Origin of the sequence: Microbacterium jejuense, assembly GCF_019511665.1 — a bacterium.
Classification (GTDB): domain Bacteria; phylum Actinomycetota; class Actinomycetes; order Actinomycetales; family Microbacteriaceae; genus Microbacterium; species Microbacterium jejuense_A.
Map to the genome: position 1 here is coordinate 287,595 of NZ_JAEUAW010000002.1, position 21,510 is coordinate 309,104.

General features: G+C 70.6%; 21 protein-coding genes. 12 read left to right on the forward strand and 9 right to left on the reverse strand.

Going from position 1 to position 21,510, the window contains the following annotated elements:
* Positions 1-26 precede the first annotated feature (26 nt).
* From JNB62_RS03275 to rplI, 6 genes are all read left to right on the forward strand, one after another.
* Positions 27-1,226, forward strand: a complete 1,200-nt coding sequence (locus JNB62_RS03275; RefSeq protein ID WP_220299441.1) for an acyl-CoA dehydrogenase family protein — start codon at positions 27-29, stop codon at positions 1,224-1,226.
* Between the two features lie 472 nt (positions 1,227-1,698).
* Positions 1,699-1,986 carry a GIY-YIG nuclease family protein gene (locus JNB62_RS03280; RefSeq protein ID WP_220299442.1) on the forward strand — a complete coding sequence of 96 codons (288 nt, stop codon included), beginning with the start codon at positions 1,699-1,701 and terminating at the stop codon, positions 1,984-1,986.
* A 237-nt stretch (positions 1,987-2,223) separates the two neighbouring features.
* The gene (gene rpsF, locus JNB62_RS03285; RefSeq protein WP_141896288.1) at positions 2,224-2,592 is read left to right on the forward strand and encodes a 30S ribosomal protein S6; all 369 of its coding nucleotides are present in this window, start codon (positions 2,224-2,226) and stop codon (positions 2,590-2,592) included.
* A gap of 5 nt (positions 2,593-2,597) precedes the next feature.
* Positions 2,598-3,119: a single-stranded DNA-binding protein gene (locus tag JNB62_RS03290; RefSeq protein ID WP_220299443.1), complete on the forward strand. Its 522-nt coding sequence runs from the start codon at positions 2,598-2,600 to the stop codon at positions 3,117-3,119.
* 65 nt (positions 3,120-3,184) lie between these two features.
* Positions 3,185-3,439 (forward strand): 30S ribosomal protein S18, encoded by a 255-nt coding sequence (gene rpsR, locus JNB62_RS03295; protein ID WP_005054609.1) that lies wholly within the window; start codon positions 3,185-3,187, stop codon positions 3,437-3,439.
* Positions 3,440-3,450: 11 nt separating this feature from the next.
* Entirely contained in the window at positions 3,451-3,903 is a 453-nt protein-coding gene (gene rplI / locus JNB62_RS03300) for a 50S ribosomal protein L9 (RefSeq protein WP_220299444.1), read from the forward strand.
* Between the two features lie 95 nt (positions 3,904-3,998).
* Here rplI and JNB62_RS03305 read toward each other — a convergent pair whose 3' ends face one another.
* The 3 genes from JNB62_RS03305 to JNB62_RS03315 form a co-directional block, all read right to left on the reverse strand.
* A complete protein-coding gene (locus JNB62_RS03305) occupies positions 3,999-5,273 on the reverse strand; it encodes a GNAT family N-acetyltransferase (protein WP_220299445.1) in 1,275 nt (424 codons plus the stop codon).
* Between the two features lie 330 nt (positions 5,274-5,603).
* Complete coding sequence (locus tag JNB62_RS03310; protein ID WP_220299446.1) at positions 5,604-7,217, reverse strand: hypothetical protein; 1,614 nt, start codon at positions 7,215-7,217, stop codon at positions 5,604-5,606.
* A gap of 132 nt (positions 7,218-7,349) precedes the next feature.
* The gene (locus JNB62_RS03315; RefSeq protein WP_308291708.1) at positions 7,350-8,390 is read right to left on the reverse strand and encodes a hypothetical protein; all 1,041 of its coding nucleotides are present in this window, start codon (positions 8,388-8,390) and stop codon (positions 7,350-7,352) included.
* A gap of 497 nt (positions 8,391-8,887) precedes the next feature.
* Between JNB62_RS03315 and dnaB the strand changes: the two genes are divergently transcribed.
* Positions 8,888-10,276 (forward strand): replicative DNA helicase, encoded by a 1,389-nt coding sequence (gene dnaB, locus JNB62_RS03320; protein ID WP_374450135.1) that lies wholly within the window; start codon positions 8,888-8,890, stop codon positions 10,274-10,276.
* A gap of 55 nt (positions 10,277-10,331) precedes the next feature.
* On the opposite strand, the gene JNB62_RS03325 is transcribed toward dnaB, so the two are convergent.
* Positions 10,332-11,222 carry a class I SAM-dependent methyltransferase gene (locus JNB62_RS03325; protein ID WP_220299447.1) on the reverse strand — a complete coding sequence of 297 codons (891 nt, stop codon included), beginning with the start codon at positions 11,220-11,222 and terminating at the stop codon, positions 10,332-10,334.
* Between the two features lie 115 nt (positions 11,223-11,337).
* Here JNB62_RS03325 and JNB62_RS03330 point away from each other — a divergent pair, with 115 nt between their 5' ends.
* A complete protein-coding gene (locus JNB62_RS03330) occupies positions 11,338-12,522 on the forward strand; it encodes an aminotransferase class V-fold PLP-dependent enzyme (RefSeq protein WP_220299448.1) in 1,185 nt (394 codons plus the stop codon).
* A 35-nt stretch (positions 12,523-12,557) separates the two neighbouring features.
* On the opposite strand, the gene qcrB is transcribed toward JNB62_RS03330, so the two are convergent.
* Positions 12,558-14,156 carry a cytochrome bc1 complex cytochrome b subunit gene (gene qcrB / locus JNB62_RS03335; RefSeq protein WP_220299449.1) on the reverse strand — a complete coding sequence of 533 codons (1,599 nt, stop codon included), beginning with the start codon at positions 14,154-14,156 and terminating at the stop codon, positions 12,558-12,560.
* 126 nt (positions 14,157-14,282) lie between these two features.
* On the reverse strand, positions 14,283-15,215 hold the full coding sequence (locus JNB62_RS03340) for an alpha/beta fold hydrolase (RefSeq protein WP_223230895.1): 933 nt from the start codon (positions 15,213-15,215) through the stop codon (positions 14,283-14,285).
* A 187-nt stretch (positions 15,216-15,402) separates the two neighbouring features.
* Between JNB62_RS03340 and JNB62_RS03345 the strand changes: the two genes are divergently transcribed.
* Positions 15,403-16,155 carry an EI24 domain-containing protein gene (locus JNB62_RS03345; RefSeq protein WP_223230896.1) on the forward strand — a complete coding sequence of 251 codons (753 nt, stop codon included), beginning with the start codon at positions 15,403-15,405 and terminating at the stop codon, positions 16,153-16,155.
* Here JNB62_RS03345 and JNB62_RS03350 read toward each other — a convergent pair.
* Positions 16,147-17,058, reverse strand: coding sequence for an alpha/beta hydrolase (locus JNB62_RS03350; RefSeq protein WP_220299450.1), 912 nt, complete (start codon positions 17,056-17,058; stop codon positions 16,147-16,149). The genes JNB62_RS03345 and JNB62_RS03350 overlap by 9 nt on opposite strands.
* Before the next feature lie 138 nt (positions 17,059-17,196).
* On the opposite strand from JNB62_RS03350, the gene JNB62_RS03355 reads away from it, so the two are divergent.
* Positions 17,197-18,147, forward strand: coding sequence for a 1-phosphofructokinase family hexose kinase (locus JNB62_RS03355; protein ID WP_220299451.1), 951 nt, complete (start codon positions 17,197-17,199; stop codon positions 18,145-18,147).
* 57 nt (positions 18,148-18,204) lie between these two features.
* Here JNB62_RS03355 and JNB62_RS03360 read toward each other — a convergent pair whose 3' ends face one another.
* The gene (locus JNB62_RS03360) at positions 18,205-18,960 is read right to left on the reverse strand and encodes an alpha/beta fold hydrolase (protein WP_220299452.1); all 756 of its coding nucleotides are present in this window, start codon (positions 18,958-18,960) and stop codon (positions 18,205-18,207) included.
* A gap of 46 nt (positions 18,961-19,006) precedes the next feature.
* A complete protein-coding gene (locus tag JNB62_RS03365) occupies positions 19,007-19,957 on the reverse strand; it encodes an alpha/beta hydrolase (protein WP_220299453.1) in 951 nt (316 codons plus the stop codon).
* A gap of 232 nt (positions 19,958-20,189) precedes the next feature.
* Here JNB62_RS03365 and JNB62_RS03370 point away from each other — a divergent pair, with 232 nt between their 5' ends.
* Both JNB62_RS03370 and JNB62_RS03375 read left to right on the forward strand, forming a co-directional pair.
* Positions 20,190-21,074 (forward strand): RNA polymerase sigma-70 factor, encoded by an 885-nt coding sequence (locus JNB62_RS03370; RefSeq protein WP_220299454.1) that lies wholly within the window; start codon positions 20,190-20,192, stop codon positions 21,072-21,074.
* A complete protein-coding gene (locus tag JNB62_RS03375) occupies positions 21,071-21,490 on the forward strand; it encodes a hypothetical protein (RefSeq protein ID WP_220299455.1) in 420 nt (139 codons plus the stop codon). Before JNB62_RS03370 ends, JNB62_RS03375 begins: the two co-directional genes overlap by 4 nt.
* Positions 21,491-21,510 lie beyond the last annotated feature (20 nt).

A 21,510-nucleotide genomic window follows, 5' to 3' on the forward strand; every position in this document is an offset into this window, starting at 1 on the left:
CACATGAGAGGAGCAGAATCGATGCCATGACCGACGGCGCGCATGACCCCGACGACCTCGACGCGCTGCGCGCGGCATCCGACGTCCTCGGCATCGACGCGCTGGTGAGCCCGGCCGAGCGCGAGACCCGCGACACGGTGCGGGCGTTCGTCGACGCCGAGATCCGCCCCCACATCGCGGGCTGGTTCGACCGCGGTGTCTTCCCCGCCGAGCTGGCCCCCGCGCTGGGACGCCTGGGCGTGCTCGGCATGACGCTCGAGGGCTATGGATGCCGTCGCGCCGGTGCGGTCGAGTACGGTCTGGCCGCGCTGGAGCTCGAGGCCGGCGACTCGGGCATCCGCACCTTCGTGTCGGTGCAGGGCTCCCTCGCGATGGGCTCCATCCACCGCTGGGGCTCGGAGGAGCAGAAGCAGGAATGGCTGCCGCGCATGGCCGCCGGCGAGGCCATCGGCAGCTTCGCGCTCACCGAGCCGGGCGCAGGGTCGGACCCGGCGAGCATGACGACCTTCGCGCGGCGCGACGGGTCGGACTGGATCATCGAGGGCGCCAAGCGCTGGATCGGTCTCGCGTCGATCGCGCACGTCGTGGTGGTGTGGGCGCAGACCGACGAGGGCGTGCGCGGCTTCCTCGTGCCGACCGGCACTCCGGGTCTCGACATCGCGGTGCTCGGGCCGAAGGGCTCGATGCGGGCGTCGGTGCAGACCCACCTGACCTTCGATCGGGTGCGGGTGGCGGCATCCGCTCTTCTTCCGGGCGCGCGCGGACTGCGCGGGCCCTTCTCGGCGCTGAACGAGGCGCGCTACGGCATCGTGTGGGGCGCGCTGGGCGCCGCGCGCGACAGCTACGAGGCGGCCCTGCGGCACGCGCTGCGGCGTGAGCAGTTCGGGCGGCCCATCGCCGGGTTCCAGCTGACGCAGCGCAAGCTCGTCGACATGGTGGTCGAGCTGCAGAAGGGCGCGCTGCTCGCGCTGCAGATCGGAAGAGCGAAGGATGCCGGAACCCTGACCCCGGCGATGGTCTCGCTCGGCAAGCTCAACAATGTGCGCCAGGCCATCGCGATCGCCCGCGAGGCCCGCACGATCCTCGGCGGCGAGGGCGTGCTGCTGGAGAACTCCCCGATCCGCCACGCCGCCAACCTGGAGTCGGTGCGCACGTACGAGGGCACCGACGAGGTCCACACCCTGATCCTCGGCCAGCACCTGACGGGCCTGAACGCCTTCCGCTAGCCAGCGCCTGCCGTGCGGTCGGCGCGTTTCGTCGCGGAGGGCGCTCTGGCGCCCGCAGACGAAACGGGGTGTGGCACGAGGTCGCCCGTGCGGTCGGGGCGTTTCGTCTCGCTCGTTCCTCGCTCGCTCAACGACCGGTGGTCGGGGCGGGGGCGTCTGGTCTCGCTCGCTCAACGGCCGGTGGTCCCGGTCGTTGAGCGGAGGGCGCTCTGGCGCCCGCAGACGAAACGCGGTCCTGGCACGACGTCGTCCGTGCGATCGGGGCGTTTCGTCTCGCTCGTTCCTCGCTCGCTCAACGACCGTTTGGTCTCGCTCGCTCAACGGCCGGTGGTCCCGGTTGTTGAGCGGAGGGCGCTCTGGCGCCCGCAGACGAAACGCCCGCGTGTCCTCCCCAGACCGGGGGGAGCAACGCCCGCTCACAGATGCCGGTCGAACGCACCTCGGCGCCGCCAATGGCAGACAGCATCGAGAAATGGGCTACGTCTATATCCTTCGCTGTGCCGACGGCACGTACTACGTCGGCAGCACGATCGACCTCGACCGGCGTCTGGATCAGCACAACGCCGGCGAAGGCGCCGCGTACACCCGGCGTCGGCGGCCCGTCGAGCTCGTATGGACGAATGAGTTCGCGCGCATCGAGGAGGCGTTCGCGTGGGAGAAACGCATACAGGGCTGGAGCCACGCCAAGCGCGAGGCGTTCATCATAGGAGGCATAGACGCAGTGCGCGGATGGCACAAGCGAGGCGGACGCGGGCGATAGGCCCTTCGTGCGGTCGGGGCGTTTCGTCTCGCGAGTCGGTCGCTGAGCGAGCGCCAGCGAGACGAAGCGTCCTCGCTCGCTCTGCGACCCCGATTGGGCGCGGGTTGCGGCATCCGGTACCATAGGAGGGTTGTCCGTGTGAGTGCGCACCCGCGCGCCGATCGGACGACGTGCAAACACACCCTCCTGCTGCCGGGAAATGCCCGACAGCCGTTCTAGTCCGAAGGAGGTGGGTTAGTGACGCACCAGTACGAACTCATGGTCATCCTGAACCCTGAGATCGACGAGCGCCAGGTCGGCGCCAACCTCGACAAGTTCCTGAAGGTCATCACGACCGACGGCGGCACCATCGAGAACATCGACATCTGGGGCAAGCGCCGTCTTGCGTACGAGATCCAGAAGAAGACCGAGGGCATCTACGCCGTCGTCAACTTCACGGCCACCGCTGCGACCACGCAGGAGCTGGACCGTCAGCTGAACCTCGACGAGCGCATCATGCGCACCAAGGTGCTCCGCGCCGAGGAGGCGATCGCCATGATCGCGTCCGAGAAGCAGCGTGCCGACGAGCGTGCCGCCCGCAAGACCGCCAAGGCTGCGAAGGCGTAAGGCAGATGGCCGGCGAGACGATCATCACCGTCGTGGGCAACCTCACGGCTGATCCCGAACTGCGGTACACGCAGAACGGCCTCCCCGTCGCGAACTTCACGATCGCGTCGACCCCTCGCAACTTCGACCGTCAGAGCAACGAGTGGAAGGACGGCGAGGCGCTGTTCCTCCGCGCGAGCGTGTGGCGCGAGTTCGCCGAGCACGTGGCCGGCTCGCTGACCAAGGGCATGCGGGTCATCGCGACCGGCCGCCTCAAGCAGCGCAGCTACCAGGACCGCGAAGGCAACAACCGCACCGCGATCGAGCTCGAGGTCGACGAGATCGGCCCGTCGCTGCGCTACGCGACCGCTTCGGTCACCCGCGCCGCGGGCGGCTCCGGCGGTGGCGGAGGCAACTTCGGCGGCGGCGGTCAGTCGCGTCCGGCACAGGTCGCCGACGAGCCGTGGTCGACGCCCGGCTCCTCGAACAGCGGCGGCGGCGACGCGTGGGCGGCTCCGGGCGCCTACGGCGACGACACCCCGTTCTGATCTCAGATACAGATTCCGGATGCCTCCTGGCGAGGCATCCGATCGAAGAAAACTAAGGAAGCACCATGGCTGGAAAGGCAACCGGCGACCGCCGGAAGCCGCGGAAGGGCGCGAAGAACGCCGCCCCCGCGAAGGCGATCCGTGTCGGCGTCATCGACTACAAGGACGTCGCCACCCTCCGCAAGTTCATCTCGGAGCGCGGCAAGATCCGCGCCCGTCGTATCACCGGTGTCTCGGTGCAGGAGCAGCGTCTGATCGCCAAGGCGATCAAGAACGCGCGCGAAATGGCGCTCCTGCCTTACGCCGGCGCTGGCCGCTAAGGAGTACCCACATGGCAAAGCTCATTCTCACGAACGAGGTCGCCGGGCTCGGTAGCGCCGGTGATGTTGTCGAGGTCAAGAACGGGTACGCCCGCAACTACCTCATCCCCCAGGGCTTCGCGGTCGCGTGGACCCGCGGTGGCGAGAAGCAGGTGGCGTCGATCCGCGCCGCCCGCGAGGCGCGCGCGATCCACGACCACGAAGAGGCCGTGGCTCTCAAGAACAACCTCGAGACCAACAAGGTCCGCCTGGCCGTCAAGGCCGGCGCCGAGGGTCGTCTGTTCGGCGCGGTCAAGACCGTCGACGTGGCCGACGCCGTCAAGGCCGCCGGTCTCGGCGACCTCGACAAGCGCAAGATCCACATCACCTCCCCGATCAAGTCGGTGGGCGAGCACGAGGCGACCGTTCGCCTCCGCGACGACCTCACCGCCGTGATCACGCTGCAGGTGGTCGCCGCCAAGTAATCCTGGCGCACACGTACGGATGCCGCAGACCTTCGGGTCTGCGGCATCCGTCGTTCTCGGGCCGTCCTCGGCCGCTTCCGGGTCGGGCGCCGCCGTCAGAAGATCCAGTTCGCGCCCGCGGCCACGGGCCACGACCAGGCCGCGGACGCCTGACGCAGCGCCTCGGGGGTGCGTGCGGTGACCAGACCCGCCTGGGCGAGCGAAGACAGGGTGACCGAGCCGAGGTGCGCGGCGCCGAGCTCCCGGATGTCGAGCACGAGGTCGGGCTCGGCCTCGGTGCGCTCCACCGCGGCGTGGCCCCATGCCTCCGCGTGGACGCGCCACCGCCCGGCGTTGGCCGGGAGCATCGCGTCGGTCACCTCGATCACGACATCGACGTCGCCGGCGTACGCGCGCTGCGACAGCGCCGCGGGCAGGTCGACGATGCGGATCCAGCTGTTGTCCTGGTAGTCGGGCACAGCCGCGCGGATGTCGACCAGCAGCGACACGATCGGGTCGTCGACGGGAAGGTTCGCGATCTGCACCTTGCTGGTGAGGTCGAGGTCCAGCAGCACCGACCACATCCGGTGCGCGGCGGGAGCCGTCAGAGCGACCGCCTCGCGCACGTGCACGGTGCCCTCGGCGCCCGCGCGCCCCCACGAGCTCGACCGGCGGAAGGTCGCGTACGCCACCGGCGTGCCGTCGCCGGCGCGCACCAGCAGTACGCGCAGCGCCTCCTTGCCGCCCCGGTGGATCGGGGCGTCGGTCTCGCGCGCGGTGCGCTGCTCCGGCGTCTCGCGGGTCGCCCAGCCCGGACGGCCGAGACCCTCGGGCACGCGCGCGTAGTCCCGGTGGATGCTCGCGACGATCGGGCCGTGGGTGGCGGCATCCCATTCCTCCAGCGCGACCTCCAGCTCGGACGAACCCGGCACGGGCCGCAGGGCCGCACCCCGGGGAATCGTGAGGCTCACCTGCGTGGATGCCATGCCGTAGCCGAAGCGCCCGTAGATCGGGGTCTCGGCGGCCATGAGCCCAGAGATCGGCTCGCCGTGTGCGAGGCAGTCGGCGAAGTGGTGCTCGATCATGCCGCGAAGGATGCCGCGCCGCCGGTGCCCCGGATGCACACCCACCCACGTCAGCCATCCGCACGACACCTCGGCGCCGGGGACCGGATATGCCCGCAGGGGATAGGCGCCGTGGAAGCCCGCGAGCGGCTCTTCGTCGCTGCCGCGGACGACGCCGTAGGTGCGGTCCCAGCTGAGGGGGCTCGGGAGTTCGCGCAGGGCCTGGACGGTGTCGCTCGTCGGGAACGCCCACACGTCGAGCAGCAGCACGTCGTCGAGGCGCTCGGAGGGGACCGGGATCAGTCGGTAGGGCTCAGGGAAGGGCATCCCTCCACTCTGGCGAGCGCCTGCCTGCCGCGCAACGCGACGCGGGGAGACGGCCCGACGCGAGGTGGCCGGGTGCATGAAGAAGTGGATGCCGCGAGCCCCCCGGGTCGCGGCATCCACTTCATTCCCCTCGAGCCGCGGCGTCCGGTCCAGGCAGAGACGGACGCCGCGGTCGAGGCGTTGAGGCCCCCGACCCCGCCGGTCCAGGCGAGAACGTCGGCGAGGTCGGGGGCGGTTCGGGGGCGGGAGGACCGGCTGGATCGGTCCTCCCGCCTGCTCACGCGGAGTCGGGGCGAGGGCGTCTGGGGAACGTCGACTTGCCCCGTCGACTCACGCGGAGCGGCGCCGCGACGCGCGCGCGAACGCGCCCGCCACCAGGAGCATCAGTCCCAGCAGCAGGAACGGGAGTGCGCCCGCCCCTCCTGTCGCGGCGAGTGTGGAGGCAGCGCCGGCGTCAGCCGTCGAGCCCGTGATCCCGTCGCCGCCGTTCGAGCCGCCGTTCGAGCCGCCGTCACCGGGGTTGGTGGGGTCGGTCGGGTCCGTCGGGTCCGTCGGGTCCGTCGGGTCCGTCGGGTCCGTCGGGTCGGTCGGGTCGGTCGGGTCGGTCGGGTCCGTGGGATCCGTGGGATCCGTCGGGTCCGTCGGGTCCGTGTCGCCGAGCAGGTCGGTGAGCAGGTCATCGACCAGCCCGGTGTTGTCCACCGCGTCCGTCAGGTTGTCGCCCACGTTCTGCACCGTGTCGGAGACGGCCCCAAGGACGTCGCCGCCGCTGAGCAGCTCGTCGACGATGGTGCCGGCGTCGCCGACCGCGTCGTTGACGAGACCGTCGAGCACCTGGTCGGCGGTGTTGCCGGTCGCGTGGGTCACCGTGGTGCCGAGGTCCGAGCCGAGGTCGGAGACCGTCGTGCCCAGGTCTTCGACCACGCCGTCGACGTCGCCGTCCAGCAGGTCGCCGACGGTGTTGTCGAGATTGTCGACCGCGTTGCCCACGAGACCGCCCTCGACCAGGATGCCGTCGCCCACCACGTCGTTCAGACCGGAGTCCTCACCGAGCAGGCCGTCGAGCAGGTCGCTGCCGGCAGTGGTGTCGGTGAGACCGTCGAGCAGGTCGCCCACGGCGTCCGTGACGGGCTCGAGCGCGCCGTCCTCGCCCAGGATCGGATCGAGGATGCTGTCGCCGACGAGTCCGTCGACCAGGCCGTTGTCCTCGGTGAGACCGGTGAGCAGGCCGTCAGCGTCGTCCGTCGGGGTGTTCGGCGTCGCCGTCGGACCGCCCTCGAGCGTCTGCTGCAGCGCGTCCTGCGCGAGGCCGGACGTGTCGGTGGCGTCGGCGGTGTTGTCGCCGAGGTCCTGCACCAGGTTCTGCAGGCCGGCAGCCGGGTCGTCGCCGTTCAGGATGCCGCCCACATCGGTGAGCGCGTCGGCCACGATCCCGTCGATCACCTGGTCGTCGGTGTTCTGCGCGGCGGCCGTCACCGTCTGGCCGACGTCGGAGCCGAGGTCTTCGACCGTGGTGCCGAGGTTCGTGACAGCACCCTGCACGTCGCCCGCGGCGAGGTCGTTGAGCACGGCGTCGCCGTTCTCGGCGAGGTTGCCGACGGTGCCGCCCTCGACGAGCGCGCCGTCGCCCACGACGTCGTTGAGTGCGCTGTCGTCGCCGGTCAGCGCTTCGGTGACGACGGTTCCGGCGGTGGTGCCGGTCACACCGTCGACCACCGCGGCCACCGCGCCGGTGACGGGCGCGACCGCGCCGTCATCGCCCAGCAGCGGGTCGACGATGCCGTCGCCCACGAGAGCGTCGACCGGGCCGTTGTCCGCGACGACCGACGTCAGCAGATTCGGATCAGAGGGCGTCTCGGCCGCATTTGCGACCGTCGCGCCGAGCAGCGTGATGCCGCCCGCGATGAGCGTGCCCAAGAGGGCGCGCTTGTAGAAAGTACGCATGGTGTTCCCCTTTGTGTGTTGATCGGTTCGCAGCGGCGCGATGTGCGTCAGCGCTGCATGGCGCGTGAGGGCGCGCCGAAGCTCTGCCGTCATGGCCGGCTCGGATGAGCACAGGCGACGGCTGCGAGCCGATCAGTCGGGGGAGACGTCGGTGGAAGCGAGAGGCGCCGGCGGCGCGAGCTCGTCCTCGGGCCCTGCTCGACGCACCCAGGCACGGTCTGCATCGAGAGGATCGAGGGCGACGAACGCCCAGGCGCCGGGACCCGCACCGCCGGATCCCGCAGAAGAAGATGCGGGGAGGCAGAGCCCGCCCCCGCTGCTGGTGGCTCCGCCCCCGCTGGACGCGGGCCCGGAGGAAGAGACGACAGCCTCGGCGGTATCCGTGACAGCGGCCGCGGCAGCGGCGCTCCAGGTACCGCGGGCGACCGCGGCCGACGGGGACGTCGGGCCGGCGGCATCCGTCGGTCCCGCCAGGGCGGCGTCGACGACGCCGGCGTCCGTGGCGGGCACATCGGAGGGAACCGAGGGGTCGAACGACCCGGGAAGACCGGGAAGGCCCGGAAGCGTCGGCACGTCGATGCCGGGCGCGGGCTGGCCGATGGTCGTGCCGGTCTCGTCGACCGCGTCGACCACGCCGCCCACGACGCCGCCGAGCGTGTCGTCGACCGTTCCGCCGAGGTCGGTGACGGCGTCGTCCAGGCCGATGCCCGACACGATGCCGCCGACCACGGGAACCTGCGTCACGACGTCCACGACGGGCTGCGTCACGCCGCTGACCACGCCGCCCGACACCACCTGGGTGACGGGAGCGGTGACTGTGGTGACGGTGTTCGTGACGACGGAGCCGACCGACTGGACAACCTGGCTGACCGGGCGCTGCACCGGCGCCGGCGCGACCGAGACGACCGTGTTCACGACGCCGGTGACGGCGGTGGTGGTGGTCGAGACCGTGCCGGTGACGGTGCTCGTGAGCGTCGACGCGGTCGAATCGACCGCGGAGGTCACGGCGCCGAGGACACCCCCGAGCAGTCCGTCGTGGTCTCCGTCGTCGGCGTGCGCGTTCCCGAGGCCGAGGCCCAGGACGAGCGAGACGACGATCCAGGCGAACGCGGCACCCGTCCCGATCAGGGCCAGTCGCACGATCCTCGGCAGCTGCCGGACTGTGGTCTCCACGTTCACCTCCCACGACGAATAAGCCCGCACATCCGGATTCGGATCGTGGAACGGCCGAACGGATCGTGCGTGAGGGTGCCTGGACCTCCGAGAGTACCGCCTCGTCCGACGTGATGTCCAGAGCTTCTTCCCGTTCGGACCGACATCGCGCTCGCGCACGCGGGAAGAGCCCTGTGTTCCCGGGAATTGTGCACAGCCCACAGCGGCGCGCCCAACCTTCAACCTCTGCTTCAACCACGTATCCCTCCACAGGGTGTGGATTCGTGGATGCCCGGTCAGAGGCTGTTTCGGCGATATATCCCCCAGATATCCCGGTAGTTCTCCACAGAGGTTCTTCACAGGCGTGTCGGCGTTTCTCTCAGGCTTTCCACACAGTTATCCACAGGTCGTGTTGCGAGTGTCGGAGGCCGTCCTTAGCGTGGTCAACGGCCAACCGGGGGCGCGGCAATACGCGCGCGATCGGACGATGCAGCGAGCGAGAAGGGGACGCGCAGCCTATGTCGATCGCCGACATCTCCGAAGAGCGCATGGGGGGCCCTCGCGACGGCGGCCGCAGCGACTACGAGCGCACTCCCCCGCATGACCTCCTCGCCGAGCAGAGCGCGCTCGGCGGCATGCTGCTCTCGAAGGATGCGGTGGCCGACGTCATCGAGACGCTCCGGGGCACGGACTTCTACATCCCGAAGCACGAGCTGATCTTCGAGGCGATCCTCACCCTGTACTCGCACGGCGAGCCGACCGACGTCGTCGCCGTCACCGACGAGCTGATCAAGACCGGCGACCTGCAGCGCGCCGGCGGTGCGGACTATCTGCACACGCTCACCTCGATCGTCCCGACCGCCGCCAACGCCGGCTACTACGCGTCGATCGTGTCGGAGCGCGCACTGCTGCGCCGCCTCGTCGAGGCCGGCACGCGCATCGTGCAGATGGGCTACTCGGGCCAGGGTGAGGCGCTCGACCTCGTCAACAACGCGCAGGCCGAGATCTACTCCGTCACGGGCGCCGAGCAGGCCGAGGACTACGTGCCGCTGACGATCGCGGTGGATGCCGCGGTCGAAGAGATCGAGGCCGCTCGTGGCCGCGACGGTCAGATGACCGGCATCCCGACCGGCTTCTCGGGTCTCGACCAGCTCACCAACGGTCTGCACCCCGGCCAGATGATCATCATCGCGGCGCGACCCGCGATGGGTAAGTCGACGCTCGCGCTCGACTTCGCGCGGTCCGCCGCCGTCAAGCACGGCATGCCCACGATCTTCTTCTCACTCGAGATGGGGCGCAGCGAGATCGCCATGCGCCTGCTCAGCGCCGAAGGTGCGATCCCGCTGCAGTCGATGCGCAAGGGCACGCTCGACTCGCGCGACTGGACGACGGTCGCCGCCACCCGCGGACGCATCAACGACGCGCCGCTGTACATCGACGACAGCCCCAACATGACGCTCGTCGAGATCCGCGCGAAGTGCCGCCGGCTCAAGCAGCGCGCCGGCCTCAAGCTCGTCGTGATCGACTACCTGCAGCTCATGACCTCGGGCAAGCGAGTGGAGTCGCGTCAGCAGGAGGTCTCGGAGTTCTCGCGTGCCCTCAAGCTGCTGGCGAAGGAGCTCGGCGTTCCCGTGATCGCCCTGTCGCAGCTGAACCGAGGTGCCGAGCAGCGCGCCGACAAGAAGCCGGCGCTGAGCGACCTGCGTGAGTCGGGCTCGATCGAGCAGGACGCCGACATGGTGGTGCTGCTGCACCGCGAGGCGGCGTACGAGAAGGATTCACCGCGCGCCGGCGAGGCCGACCTCATTGTGGCGAAGCACCGCAACGGCCCGACCGACACCATCACGGTCGCGTTCCAGGGTCACTTCTCGCGCTTCACCGATATGGCGCCCGGCGACTTCGGGTGACGGGCGACTGTCGCGCGTTCCCCCGCAGGCGCGGGACAGCGATCAGGGCGCACGCTCAGTACGCAGGCTGAGCGAAGTTCAGGAGGAGCAGCTGCGGACGGCCGGAGATCGCGCGCGTCGCCTCGGGCACGTATGCCATCAGAGACCATGGCCACGCCGACCAGTCGCCGATCTCGGTGCTCGGCTCGGGCATCGGCGAGCCGTCCACGTGGAGGGCCGGCTCCTCGCAGCCGCGCAACTCGAGTCCCGCGCCGAGCGCGGCCCGAAGATAGTCGCCGAGGGGATGCCGGAATGCCGGGGCGAGGCGGCGCTCGCCGTCAGTTCCTACACCCTTGATGCCCGAGCCGATCGTCGTGAGCTCGCGATGCACGTCCGAGATGAGGAGCGCGCCGCCGGGGCGCAGCACGCGGGCGAACTCGGCGAACACCGGGCCGAGATCGCTCACGTGGACGAGCGCGAGCGCGCACACGACCACATCGACCGATCGGTCGGCGAGAGGCAGCCGATCGACTGAGCCCAGCTGGAACTGGCCCTGCGGAACGCGCTCTCGGGCGAGCTCGAGCATGTCCGGTGATCCGTCGACGCCGATCACGGTGTGGCCGAGGTCGGCGAGGATCCGCGCGAATCGCCCTGTGCCGCACGCGGCGTCCAGGGCGACGCCGACCGCGCGGTGCGCCAGCCATTCGGTGATGACCGGCTCGTCGATCGCGAAGAGGCCACCGCCCGCATTCGCGTCGTAGCCGGGCGCCTCCTGCTGATAGGCGACATCAGCGGTCACGCGCTCCGCGAGCACCCCGCGGTTCTGGAGCTTCTCGTCGGCGAGCAGCCGGCGGATCTCGGCGATCCGGTCTTCGACGAAGGCTCGATCGTGGTCACCGGCCCATGCGTCGAGCAGTGCGGACCCTTCGATGCCGAGCAGATACGCAAGAGGATCCTGGTAGATCACGATCGAGGAGCCTAGCCAGCGCCACGGGCGCACATCAAGGCACGACTGCCTCCTGCCGGCGGGCCTTCTCTCGCATGCGTCGCTGACGACCCGCGAACCTCCATAAGATGTGCGGATGGTCCTGGATGTCGACCGGGCGCGTGCTGACACTCCTGGGGTGCGCAACGTCGCTCATTTCAACAACGCCGGTTCCGCGTTGCCGCCTCGCCAGGTGACCGAGGCTGTCATCGATCATCTGCGGCTCGAGAGCGAACGCGGTGGGTACGAAGCGGCAGCGGCAGCCGAGGAGCGGATCGAGGCAACCTACGACAGTGTCGCTGCGCTGATCGGCGCGGACCGGGACGAGATCGCGATCGTCGAGAACGCGACACGCGCGTGGGACATGGTGTTCTACGCCTTGGCGGCTTCGTTCCGACCGGGGGATCGGATCCTGACGTCGCGCGCGGAGTACGCGAGCAACATGATCGCGTTCCTGCAGATCGCGGCGCGTTCCGGGGTGATCGTCGAAGCGGTCGACAACGATGCCTCCGGGCAGATCAGCGTCGACGACCTCCGCGATCGGCTCACTGCGCGAGGTGTCGGACCGGTGAGGCTGATCGCGCTCACGCACGTCCCCACCCAAGGCGGTCTTGTGAACCCGGCTGCCGACGTCGGGCGAGCAGCCCGCGAGTTCGGTGTGCCGTACCTCCTGGATGCCTGTCAGTCGATCGGGCAGATGCCGATCGATGTCTCCACGATCGGATGCGACTTCCTCACCGCCACCGGACGCAAGTTCCTCCGAGCGCCGCGAGGGACGGGGTTCGCCTACGTCCGCCGCGACCTGATCCGCTCCTTGGAGCCGCCCTTCCTGGACCTGCACGCCGCGACCTGGACCGCGGCAGATCGCTTCGAGATCAGGCCCGACGCGCGACGCTTCGAGAACTGGGAGACCAACGTCGCCGGCAAGATCGGGCTCGGCGTCGCTGCCTCCTATGCCCAGAGCTGGGGGTTGACCGAGATTCAGCAGCGGGTCCAATCACTCGCCGACACGCTCCGCCAGCGGCTCCGAGATCGCGCGGGCGTACGTGTGCACGACCAGGGCGAGCGCACGTGCGGGATCGTCACCTTCACCGTCGACGGAACTGCCCCGCACGAGGTTCAGCGCCGGCTCGCGGCGAACGGCATCAACACGAGCGTCTCGGTGGTGGACTACGCCCGACTCGACCTGGAGGCCCGGCACCTGACCGGGCTGGTCCGTGCGTCCGTGCATTACTACAACACCGACGAGGAGATCGACCGCCTCATCGCGGCGCTCCCATAGACCGCCTAGCCGAAGCCGGTTTCAGGAGCCGTCGGCTAGTCTTCCCGCCGCTCTGACACGTCCCCGCCGGTGCCCGCGCTCACGAGGACGCCGCGCCGCGCCGCTCCGTCAGCCGCGGCAGGTGCGAGCAGCCGCTCGTTGGCGGGAGACACCGGCAATGCGATTCGCGCGCGGTCGGTCTCGTCCAGCGGCCGATGCACTTCGACGTACTCCCCACCGGCAAGGCGGAGGATGCGCCCTGTCTCGTACCCGTGCTCCAGCAGCATCCGGTCCTTCTGCTGCAGGCCGAGAGCGACTCGGCGCGCCACGCTGAAGCCGACGAGCGGTCCGAGGACGAGCGCGGCCTGCAGGGTGAGGATGACGTGCTCGATGCTCACCGAGAACGTCGTTGCGATGATGTCGGCGCCGCCGGCAGCCCACAGCACTCCCACGAAGACGAGCCCCGCGACGCCGATGCCGGTCCGTGTCGGCGCGGTGCGCGGGCGATCGAGCAGGTCGTGGTCGCGCCGGTCGCCGGTGACGCGCTCCTCGATGTACGGGTACAGGACGAGCACCGCGAAGAACGCGCCGACGACGGCGAGCGGCGCGAGCACCGCGAGCGTCCAGGTGCGACCGAGCCATTCGATCTCCCACCCCGGCGGCACCAGACGCAGAGCGCCGTCGAGGAAGCCGGTGTACCAGTCCGGCTGGCTTCCAGCACCCGCGTTCCCGGGATCGGCAGGACCGTAGAGCCAGATGGGGCTCACCGTGACCGTCGCCGAGACGAGGAGCAGCACGGCGGTGACCACCGCGAACAGCCCGCCGGCGCGTACCGCGGCCGTCGGGACGAGCGGCTCGCCGACGATGTTGTGCGGCGTGCGACCCAGGCCGGGGAACTGTACGGGGCCGTGGCGCCATGCCGCGATGCCACGGAGCGTGAGGAACGCGATGAGGGCCAGCGGGAACACGACGACGTGGAGCGGGTACAGATTCTCGATGATGCGTCCGGGGAAGGAGCCTCCGAACAGCGCCGAGGCCAGCCACGTGCCGACGACGGGGATGCCGAGGAGGATGCCCTCGACGATGCGCAGCCCGGTGCTCGACAGCATGTCGTCGGGAAGCGCGTAGCCGCTCCACCCGGTGGCGACGGCCGCCAGGAACGCGAGCACCAGCAGGACCCACATCGCCCGGCGCGGTCGCCGATGGGCGCCGGTGAAGAAGGCGACCACGAGCTGCACCACGATCGAGGCCGGCAGCAGCAGCGCCGACCAGTGGTGCGCCTGGCGCAGGAGCCGGCCGCCGGGCACCTCGAAGCTGACACGCATCGTCGAGGCGAACGCCTTGGAGACGGCGGCATCGTGAAGGGGCGCATACGAACCCGCGTAGCTGATCGTGTCGCTCGAGGGCGTGTAGAAGAACATCAGGACGACGCCGGTCACCATGACGACCACGAGTGACGCGACGGTGACGACGCCGAACAGGTTCGTCCAATGCCGCGGCACTGCCCGCGCCCGCAGGCCCAGCCACACGTCCTCGATGCGCCGCCCGAGCACCCGCGTGTCGGCGAGCCGTACGCTCAGCCGATCGGTGAGCGTACGACCGCGGCGCTCCTCCTTCGCGCGAGAGTTCCCGGTCCCGTCGGCGATGCTGCGCACGTCCGCCCTCCTCGTTTGGCTTCACACATGAGACACCGCAGCGCTCCAGCGTGTGACAGGCCAGGACGCCTGAGCGTCAGGCCGGTCGTCGTCGGCGTCGGCGTCGTGCGCGGGAGAATGCACCCGTCATCGGGCCCACCGCGCCACATCGAGGATCGCCCAGGCGAAGGCGTCCGGCGCCTCCTGGGGGAGGTTGTGTCCGATGCCCCCGGCGACCACGCGGTGCTCGTAGCGACCGGCGAACTTCGGCGCGTAGGCCGCGGCATCCGGATGCGGTGCCCCGTTCGCGTCCCCCTCGAGCGTGATGGTCGGCACGTCGATCGACGGCGCGTGCGCGAGCAGCGCCTCGGTCTCATCGAGTCGCGGATCTCCCTCGGCGAGACCGAGGCGCCACCGATAGTTGTGGATCACGATGTCAACGTGGTCGGGGTTGTCCAGAGCGACGGCGCTCGCGCCGAACACGTCGTCGTCGAAGGCCCACTGCGGAGACGCGAGGCGCCAGATCAGCTTCGCGAAGTCGTGGCGGTACCGGTCGTAGCCCTCCCGCCCTCGCTCGGTCGCGAAGTAGTACTGGTACCACCACTGCAGCTCGGCCGCGGGCGGAAGCGGCGCCGCCCCGGCAGCCTGGCTGCCGATGAGGTAGCCGCTCACCGAGACCAGCCCGAGGGTGCGATCGGGGTGCAGGGTTGCCACGATGTCGGCGGTGCGGGCGCCCCAGTCGAAGCCCGCGACGATCGCACGATCGACGCCCAGCGCGTCCAACAGCGTGAGCGCATCGCCGGCCAGCGCCGACTGCTGCGCGTTGCGCAGCGTCTCGGCCGAGCGGAAGACGGTCTCGCCGTGGCCGCGCAGATACGGCACCAGCACCCGATAGCCGGCATCGACCAGTCGGGGAACGACCTCGCCGAAGCTGCGGATGTCGTAGGGCCAGCCGTGCAGCAGCAGGACGACCGTGCCGTCGCGTGGTCCTTCGTCCACGTACGCGACGTTCAGCTCGCCAGCGTCGATGTGGTTCAGCCTCGCGAACGGATCGGAGATCATGACGTCTTGGATGGGCATGGATGCTCCTTGTCTGTCATGAGCGAATGACCGCCGGGCCACCCGTTCTGTGACATCGAGCGTGATCGCCGCGACATGATTCGACGATCCCGCCGGAGGGATTCGCGTCACCGCGGCCGCCGGCATCCACTCGGTCTGATGTCGGGGGCGATTCTCATCGCGAGCGACGGTTTCGTACCCTTGTGCGATGCGCGAGTTCTTTCGAGGGGCGGGGATGCTGCTCCGAGGCTTCGCGTACTGGCGACGTCGCCCGGGACTGATGCTGCTCGGGCTGGTGCCGGCGGTCATCGTCGGACTGCTGCTGTTCGGCGGCCTGATCACGCTGGCGGCGTTCCTTCCCGGCCTCACCGAGGCGCTCACGCCGTTCGCCGACGGGTGGCCGTCGGTGTGGGCGGCTGTCATCCGCATCACGATCGGCACGGCGCTCGTCGGGGCGGCGCTCGTGCTGGTGGCGATCTCGTTCACCGCCCTGACGCTGCTGATCGGCGAGCCGTTCTACGAGCGCATCTGGCGGGCGGTCGAGGCCGATCACGGCGACGAGCGGTTCGATGCGTCTTACGGCTTCTGGCGGTCGGTCGGCGACGCGCTCTCACTCGTCGGTCGAGGAATCCTGATCGCCGTGCTCGCCCTCGCACTCGGGTTCATCCCGGTGGTCGGCGGTGTCGTGAGCGCGGTCGTCGGCGTGATCCTCACCGGGTGGGTCGTCGCCGACGAGCTCAGCTCGCGCGCCCTCAGCGCCCGTGGCCTCACCGCGGCGGAGCGCAAGCGGCTGCGCCGCGGCCACCGAGCCCGCGTGCTCGGCTTCGGCGTGGCGACGCAGCTGTGCTTCCTCGTCCCGCTCGGTGCCGTCGCGTCGATGCCCGCGGCGGTCGCCGGATCCACGCTGCTCGCGCGTTCCTTGCTCGACGAGCAGAACGGGCCCGGCCGCGCGTCAGCCTAACTGCGCTCGCAGCCACGTCCTCGCGCGCGCCTGCAGCGCGCGGGCCGGCTCGGTGTCGGGCGCCCAGGCCTCGAAGCCGTGGGCGGCGCCCGACACGACGTCGAGGGTCACCGGCACGCCGGCGGCCTCGAGCGCGCGGGCGTACGCGACGTCCTCGTCGAAGAACAGCTCCGCGTCCGATGTGTAGATCCACGTCGGGGGCAGACCGCTGAGGTCTTCGCGCCGCGTGGCGGCGGCATAGGCCGGAAGGGATTCGCCCCCGACCCGGTCGCCGAGGTACGAGCGCCAGCCCACGAGGTTCGCGCGGTTGTTCCACACGAAGTGGTCGACGTCGTCGCGCGATCGGTCGGCGGCTGTGCGGTCGTCCAGCATCGGGCAGAACAGCCACTGCGCGACCGGCGGGGTCTGCGCGTCGACGAGGCGCTGGACGAGCGCGGCGGCCAGGCCGCCTCCGGCGCTCTGGCCGCCGACGGCGATGCGGCCGGGGTCGACGCCGAGCTCGGCCGCGTGCGTGACGAACCACGCGAAGGCGGCGGCACTGTCGTCGATCGCGGCGGGAAAGGGATGCCGCGGTGCGAGGCGGTAGTCGACCGAGACCACGATGACCCCGGTGTCGCGGGCGACCTCGCTGCATGTGCGATCGTCCATCGCGGCGGCGCCGAGCACGAGTCCGCCGCCGTGGATCCACAGCAGCCCTGCCCCGCTCGTCTGAGCAGGCACGTAGACCCGCACGCGCACGGCGCCGTCGCGGACGACGCGCCGCTCGACGCCGTCGACCTTGGTGCCGGGCATGAAGCGCGACAGCGACGTGATCGTCCACAGCGTCACCGGATTCTCCAGGTTGATCCGCGGGGCCTTTCGGGTGACCTCGCGCAGCGCAGGGTCGATCTGTGTGATGTCCACGCGTGTGTCCTTCGTCCGGGGGGTGACTGACAACAGGATGTCGTGCTCACGCTACTGCCGGCACGCGGAGTCGGGCGCTCCCGGACGCGCACCGACGGGGACTGCCGGGCCGCCGGCATCCACGCATACTCTGTGGTCATGGCCCTCGCGCATCTGCCGATCCTGACGGTCACGCCCAATCCCGCACTCGACGTGTCGACGTCGACGCCGCGGGTGATGCCCGAGAGCAAGATGCGCTGCGGGCCGACGCGACTGGATCCGGGCGGCGGGGGTGTCAACGTGTCGCGGGTGGTCCGCAACCTCGGCGGGCATTCGCTGGCCGTGTACGCGGCCGGCGGGCCGACCGGGCAGGCCTACCGGCAGCTGCTCGACCGCGAGGGCATCGCCAGTCGCATGGTGGGGATCGCGGATGCCACACGCGAGAGCTTCACCGTCGACGAGACGTCGACGGGCGAGCAGTTCCGGTTCGTGCTCCAGGGCCCCGAGCTGTCGGAGCCGGAGTGGCGGGCGCTGCTGTCGGCGGTCGCGGACGACTTTCCCGTCGGCGGGTTCGTCGTGACCAGCGGCAGTCTGCCGCCGGGAGCGCCGGACGACCTGTACGCGCAGATCGCGCGCATCGCCCGCGAGCATGGCTCGCGCTGCGTCGTCGACACTTCCGGCGACGCGCTGGCCGCCGCGCTGGAGGAGGGCGTGTTCCTCATCAAACCCAGCAAGCGCGAGCTGCGCGAGCTGGTGGGAGCAGCCGAGACCGACGAGATCGGCCTGATCGAGGCGGCCCGGGAGCTCGTGGGGCGGGGCTCGTGCGAGGTCGTCGCACTCACGCTCGGCGGGTCGGGTGCGGTGCTCGTCACCGCCGACGAAGCCTTGCGCCTGCCCACGCCGCACGTCGAGGTGCAGAGCGCGGTGGGCGCGGGCGACAGCTTTCTCGGCGCCCTCGTGCTGCGCCTGGCGCAGGGTCGCTCGCTCGGCGAGGCGTTCCGCTCCGGTGTCGCGGCCGGGTCGGCCACGGCGGCGCTCCCCGCGACGGACCTGTGCCGCGCCGAGGACGTCGAGCGTCTGGAGCAGGGGCTCGAGCCGGTCACCGTCTGATGCCGGGAGGCCGACGGCGACGCCCCGGCCGGATCGCGGCCGGGGCGTCGCGGCGTCTCACTGAGCGGTCGCGCCCACGGTCTCGGAGCGGCTCTCGACGTACGCGCGACCCGCGGCGGCGATCGTCGCCACCACGGCGTCGGGCTGCGACACGCTGATCGCGTGCGAGGCGCCTGCCACCTCGGTGGTGCCGCGGGCTCCGGCGCGCTCGGCCCCGGCGCGGAACACCGCGACGGGGATGTTGTGGTCCTGGTCGCCGAACACGTGCCAGGACGGGATGTCCTTCCACGCGGGCTGATCGGTCGTCAGGCCGTCGGTCAGCGCCTTCTCGGTCACGGGGCGCTGCGTGGCGGCCATCAGTGCGGCCTGCGCGTCGGGCACATCCGCGGCGAACTGCTCGTGGAACGCGTCGACGCGGATGGCGAACTCGTTGCCGCCAGTGGCGACCGGGTACGCCGCGAGCGCTTCGCCGAGCGTGCTGCCGGGGGCCGTGGCCGACAGCGAGAACGCGCTCTCGCCGGTCTCGGGCGCGAACGCCGACGCGTACACGAGTCCGACGACCTGCTCGTTGCGCGAGGCCGCCTCGGTGATGACGAGGCCGCCGTACGAGTGCCCGACGAGCACGACCGGCCCGTCGATCGACGCGATGACGTTGCGCACGTACTGGGCGTCGCCGGCGAGGCTGCGCAGCGGGTTGGCGACGGCGACGGCGTTGACGCCCTTCGCCTGCAGGCGTTCGATGACGCCGTTCCACGAGGCGGACTCGGCGAAGGCGCCGTGGACGAGCACGATGGTGGGCTTGCGGATTTCCATTGTCTGCTTCTCTTTCTCTCTTGACTCGTTCGGGGTCGGTGGTGGATCAGCCCTGCGCGAAGGCCTTGCGCAGGACGTGGATGGCCTGCTCGACCGCGGCGGTGGTCGCCGCCGACGGACGGAGCGGGTTGAGCATCATGAAGTCGTGGATCGTGGCGTCGTAGCGCACCAGGGTGGTGCGCACGCCCGCCTGGATGAGGTGGCGCCCGTACTGCTCGCCCTCGTCGCGCAGCACGTCGTTCTCGTCGACGATCAGCAGCGTCTCGGGAAGACCTCGCAGTTCGTCGATCGGCGCGCGCAGCGGCGAGGCCGTCTGGTCGTGGCGCGCGGCGACATCGGGCAGGTAGTTGTCCCAGAACCAGGCCATGGCGTCGGCGCGCAGGTGGAACCCCTCCGCGAACTCGCGGTAGCTCTCGGTGTCCATCGCGGCATCGGTGACCGGGTAGTACAGCGACTGGTGGATGAACGACACGTCCCCGCGCTTGGTGGCCAGCAGCGCCACGACGGCCGCCATGTTGCCGCCGACCGAGTCGCCGGCGATCGCGAGGCGCGAGGCATCCAGCCCTCGCTTGTCACCCTCGTCCATGATCCAGCGGGCGGTCGCGTACGCCTGCTCGATGGCGACGGGATGCCGCGCCTCGGGCGATCGCGTGTACTCGACGAACACCACCGCGGCGTCCGCGCCGACGGCCAGCTCGCGTACCAGCCGGTCGTGGGTGCCGGCGTTGCCGAGCACCCAGCCCCCGCCGTGGATGTACAGAACGACGGGCAGCGTGCCGGACGCGCCGACGGGCCTGACGATGCGGACGGGCACGTCGCCGACGGCGGCGGAGACGGTGATCCACTCCTCGTCGACGTCGGGCTTGTCGACGGGCGCGGCCTGCACCTCGTCGAGGAGGGCGCGGGCGCCGTCGACCCCGCGCTCGACGAGCGTGGGCGGCTGAGCGGCGGCGTCGGCGAAGGCCTGCGCCTCGGGCTGGAGAGTGTGGTCGGTCATGGCGTTCCTTCCGTGAGCGGGCTGACGACCCGGTGTGCCAGCGAAGACCGGAGTGGTCGTCCGGCTGTGACCGATTCGGCGATCTCGGTCGTGATTCCGCGTCGGTGTCACATACCGAGTGGCTGTCTTGTCGAAGCTCGTGTAGACCGTCGAGGGTGGGTGCGTCGCGCGCGCGACGCGGACGGCAGCGAGCCGCGGCATCCCTTCGTCGCCCGGTGAAGAAAGGCGTGACATGACCGACCAGCGCATGGACTCGGCGACGGAGCAGTTCGAGCAATCCCGGCGGCGCCTGTTCGGCATCGCGTACCGGATGCTCGGCACGGTCTCGGACGCGGAGGACATCGTGCAGGACGTCTGGATCCGGTGGCAGCAGACCGACCGCGCCGACGTGCGCGAGCCGGCGGCGTTCCTCGCGACGATCACGACGCGGCTGTCGATCAACGCCATGCAGTCTGCACACGCGCGGCGTGAGACGTACATCGGGCCGTGGCTTCCCGAGCCGGTGAACACCGAGGACGACCCCTCGCTGGGCGCCGAGCGCGGCGAGGCGCTGGAGTACGCGGTGCTGCTCCTGCTCGAGAAGCTCACGCCCACCGAGCGCGCCGCGTACGTGCTGCGCGAGGCGCTGGACTACCCCTATGACCGCATCGCCGAGATCGTGCAGAGCTCCGAGGCGTCTGCGCGGCAGCTGGTGAGCCGTGCGCGCAAGCACCTCGCGTCCGAGAAGCGCGCGCAGGTCGCCGCGACCGAGCAGCGCCGGCTGCTGGAGGCGTTCCTCACGGCGGCGCAGCGGGGTGAGACCGAGCAGCTCGAGCGGCTGTTCACCGCCGACGTCGTCAGCTACACGGACGGCAACGGCGCCAAGCTGGCCGCGCGCATCCCGGTGCGCGGCCAGGCGCGCGTCGCGAAGTTCGTCGCGGCGTTCTCGAGCCACTTCTGGACCGGCAAGCAGGTCGACTGGGTCGAGATCAACGGGCGCCCGGGCATCGCGCTGTCGGAGGACGGCGTCGTCACGACCGCCCTCACCATCACCGCGACCGACGACGGGATCGACCACCTGCTGTGGATCATGAGCCCCGACAAGCTGGCCCACGTCACGATGGCGCCTGCCGCATGAGCGCATGGCGGTTCTCAGGAAAGCGCGCGGATGCCGCAGCCCTGCGCCTGGCGGTGCACCGCCGTCAGGCCGACGTCGTGCACGACGTCCGCACGGCCTGGCAGGCGCAGGACGCCGCAGCGCTCGCCGCGCTGCTCACACCGGACGTGCAGCTGCTGGTCGACAGCGGCGGCCGGACGCGCCTGTCGGTGCGTGACCTGGCGGGCGACGTACCGGTGGCGACCACGATGGCGTCGGTGCTGTCGACCTACCCCGATGTGGTGATCACCGACGCGGAGGTGAACGGGATGCCGGGCCTCAAGGTGTGCACCGAGGGCACCGTGCTGGGCGTCGTGAGCTTCCGCCTGCGCGGCCGCGCCGTCTCGGACGTCTGGGTGGTCGTCAACCCCGACAAGCTCCGCAGCTGGAGCGCGTGACCCTGTCACAACCGCCGGGC

Coding starts and splice junctions, on each gene's coding strand:
- JNB62_RS03275 (WP_220299441.1), top strand. CDS start 27: ATGACCGACGGCGCGCATGACCCCGACGACCTCGACGCGCTGCGCGCG.
- JNB62_RS03280 (WP_220299442.1), top strand. CDS start 1,699: ATGGGCTACGTCTATATCCTTCGCTGTGCCGACGGCACGTACTACGTC.
- JNB62_RS03290 (WP_220299443.1), top strand. CDS start 2,598: ATGGCCGGCGAGACGATCATCACCGTCGTGGGCAACCTCACGGCTGAT.
- rpsR (WP_005054609.1), top strand. CDS start 3,185: ATGGCTGGAAAGGCAACCGGCGACCGCCGGAAGCCGCGGAAGGGCGCG.
- rplI (WP_220299444.1), top strand. CDS start 3,451: ATGGCAAAGCTCATTCTCACGAACGAGGTCGCCGGGCTCGGTAGCGCC.
- JNB62_RS03305 (WP_220299445.1), bottom strand. CDS start 5,273: ATGCCCTTCCCTGAGCCCTACCGACTGATCCCGGTCCCCTCCGAGCGC.
- JNB62_RS03310 (WP_220299446.1), bottom strand. CDS start 7,217: ATGCGTACTTTCTACAAGCGCGCCCTCTTGGGCACGCTCATCGCGGGC.
- dnaB (WP_374450135.1), top strand. CDS start 8,888: ATGTCGATCGCCGACATCTCCGAAGAGCGCATGGGGGGCCCTCGCGAC.
- JNB62_RS03330 (WP_220299448.1), top strand. CDS start 11,338: ATGGTCCTGGATGTCGACCGGGCGCGTGCTGACACTCCTGGGGTGCGC.
- JNB62_RS03340 (WP_223230895.1), bottom strand. CDS start 15,215: ATGCCCATCCAAGACGTCATGATCTCCGATCCGTTCGCGAGGCTGAAC.
- JNB62_RS03345 (WP_223230896.1), top strand. CDS start 15,403: ATGCGCGAGTTCTTTCGAGGGGCGGGGATGCTGCTCCGAGGCTTCGCG.
- JNB62_RS03355 (WP_220299451.1), top strand. CDS start 17,197: ATGGCCCTCGCGCATCTGCCGATCCTGACGGTCACGCCCAATCCCGCA.
- JNB62_RS03360 (WP_220299452.1), bottom strand. CDS start 18,960: ATGGAAATCCGCAAGCCCACCATCGTGCTCGTCCACGGCGCCTTCGCC.
- JNB62_RS03365 (WP_220299453.1), bottom strand. CDS start 19,957: ATGACCGACCACACTCTCCAGCCCGAGGCGCAGGCCTTCGCCGACGCC.
- JNB62_RS03370 (WP_220299454.1), top strand. CDS start 20,190: ATGACCGACCAGCGCATGGACTCGGCGACGGAGCAGTTCGAGCAATCC.
- JNB62_RS03375 (WP_220299455.1), top strand. CDS start 21,071: ATGAGCGCATGGCGGTTCTCAGGAAAGCGCGCGGATGCCGCAGCCCTG.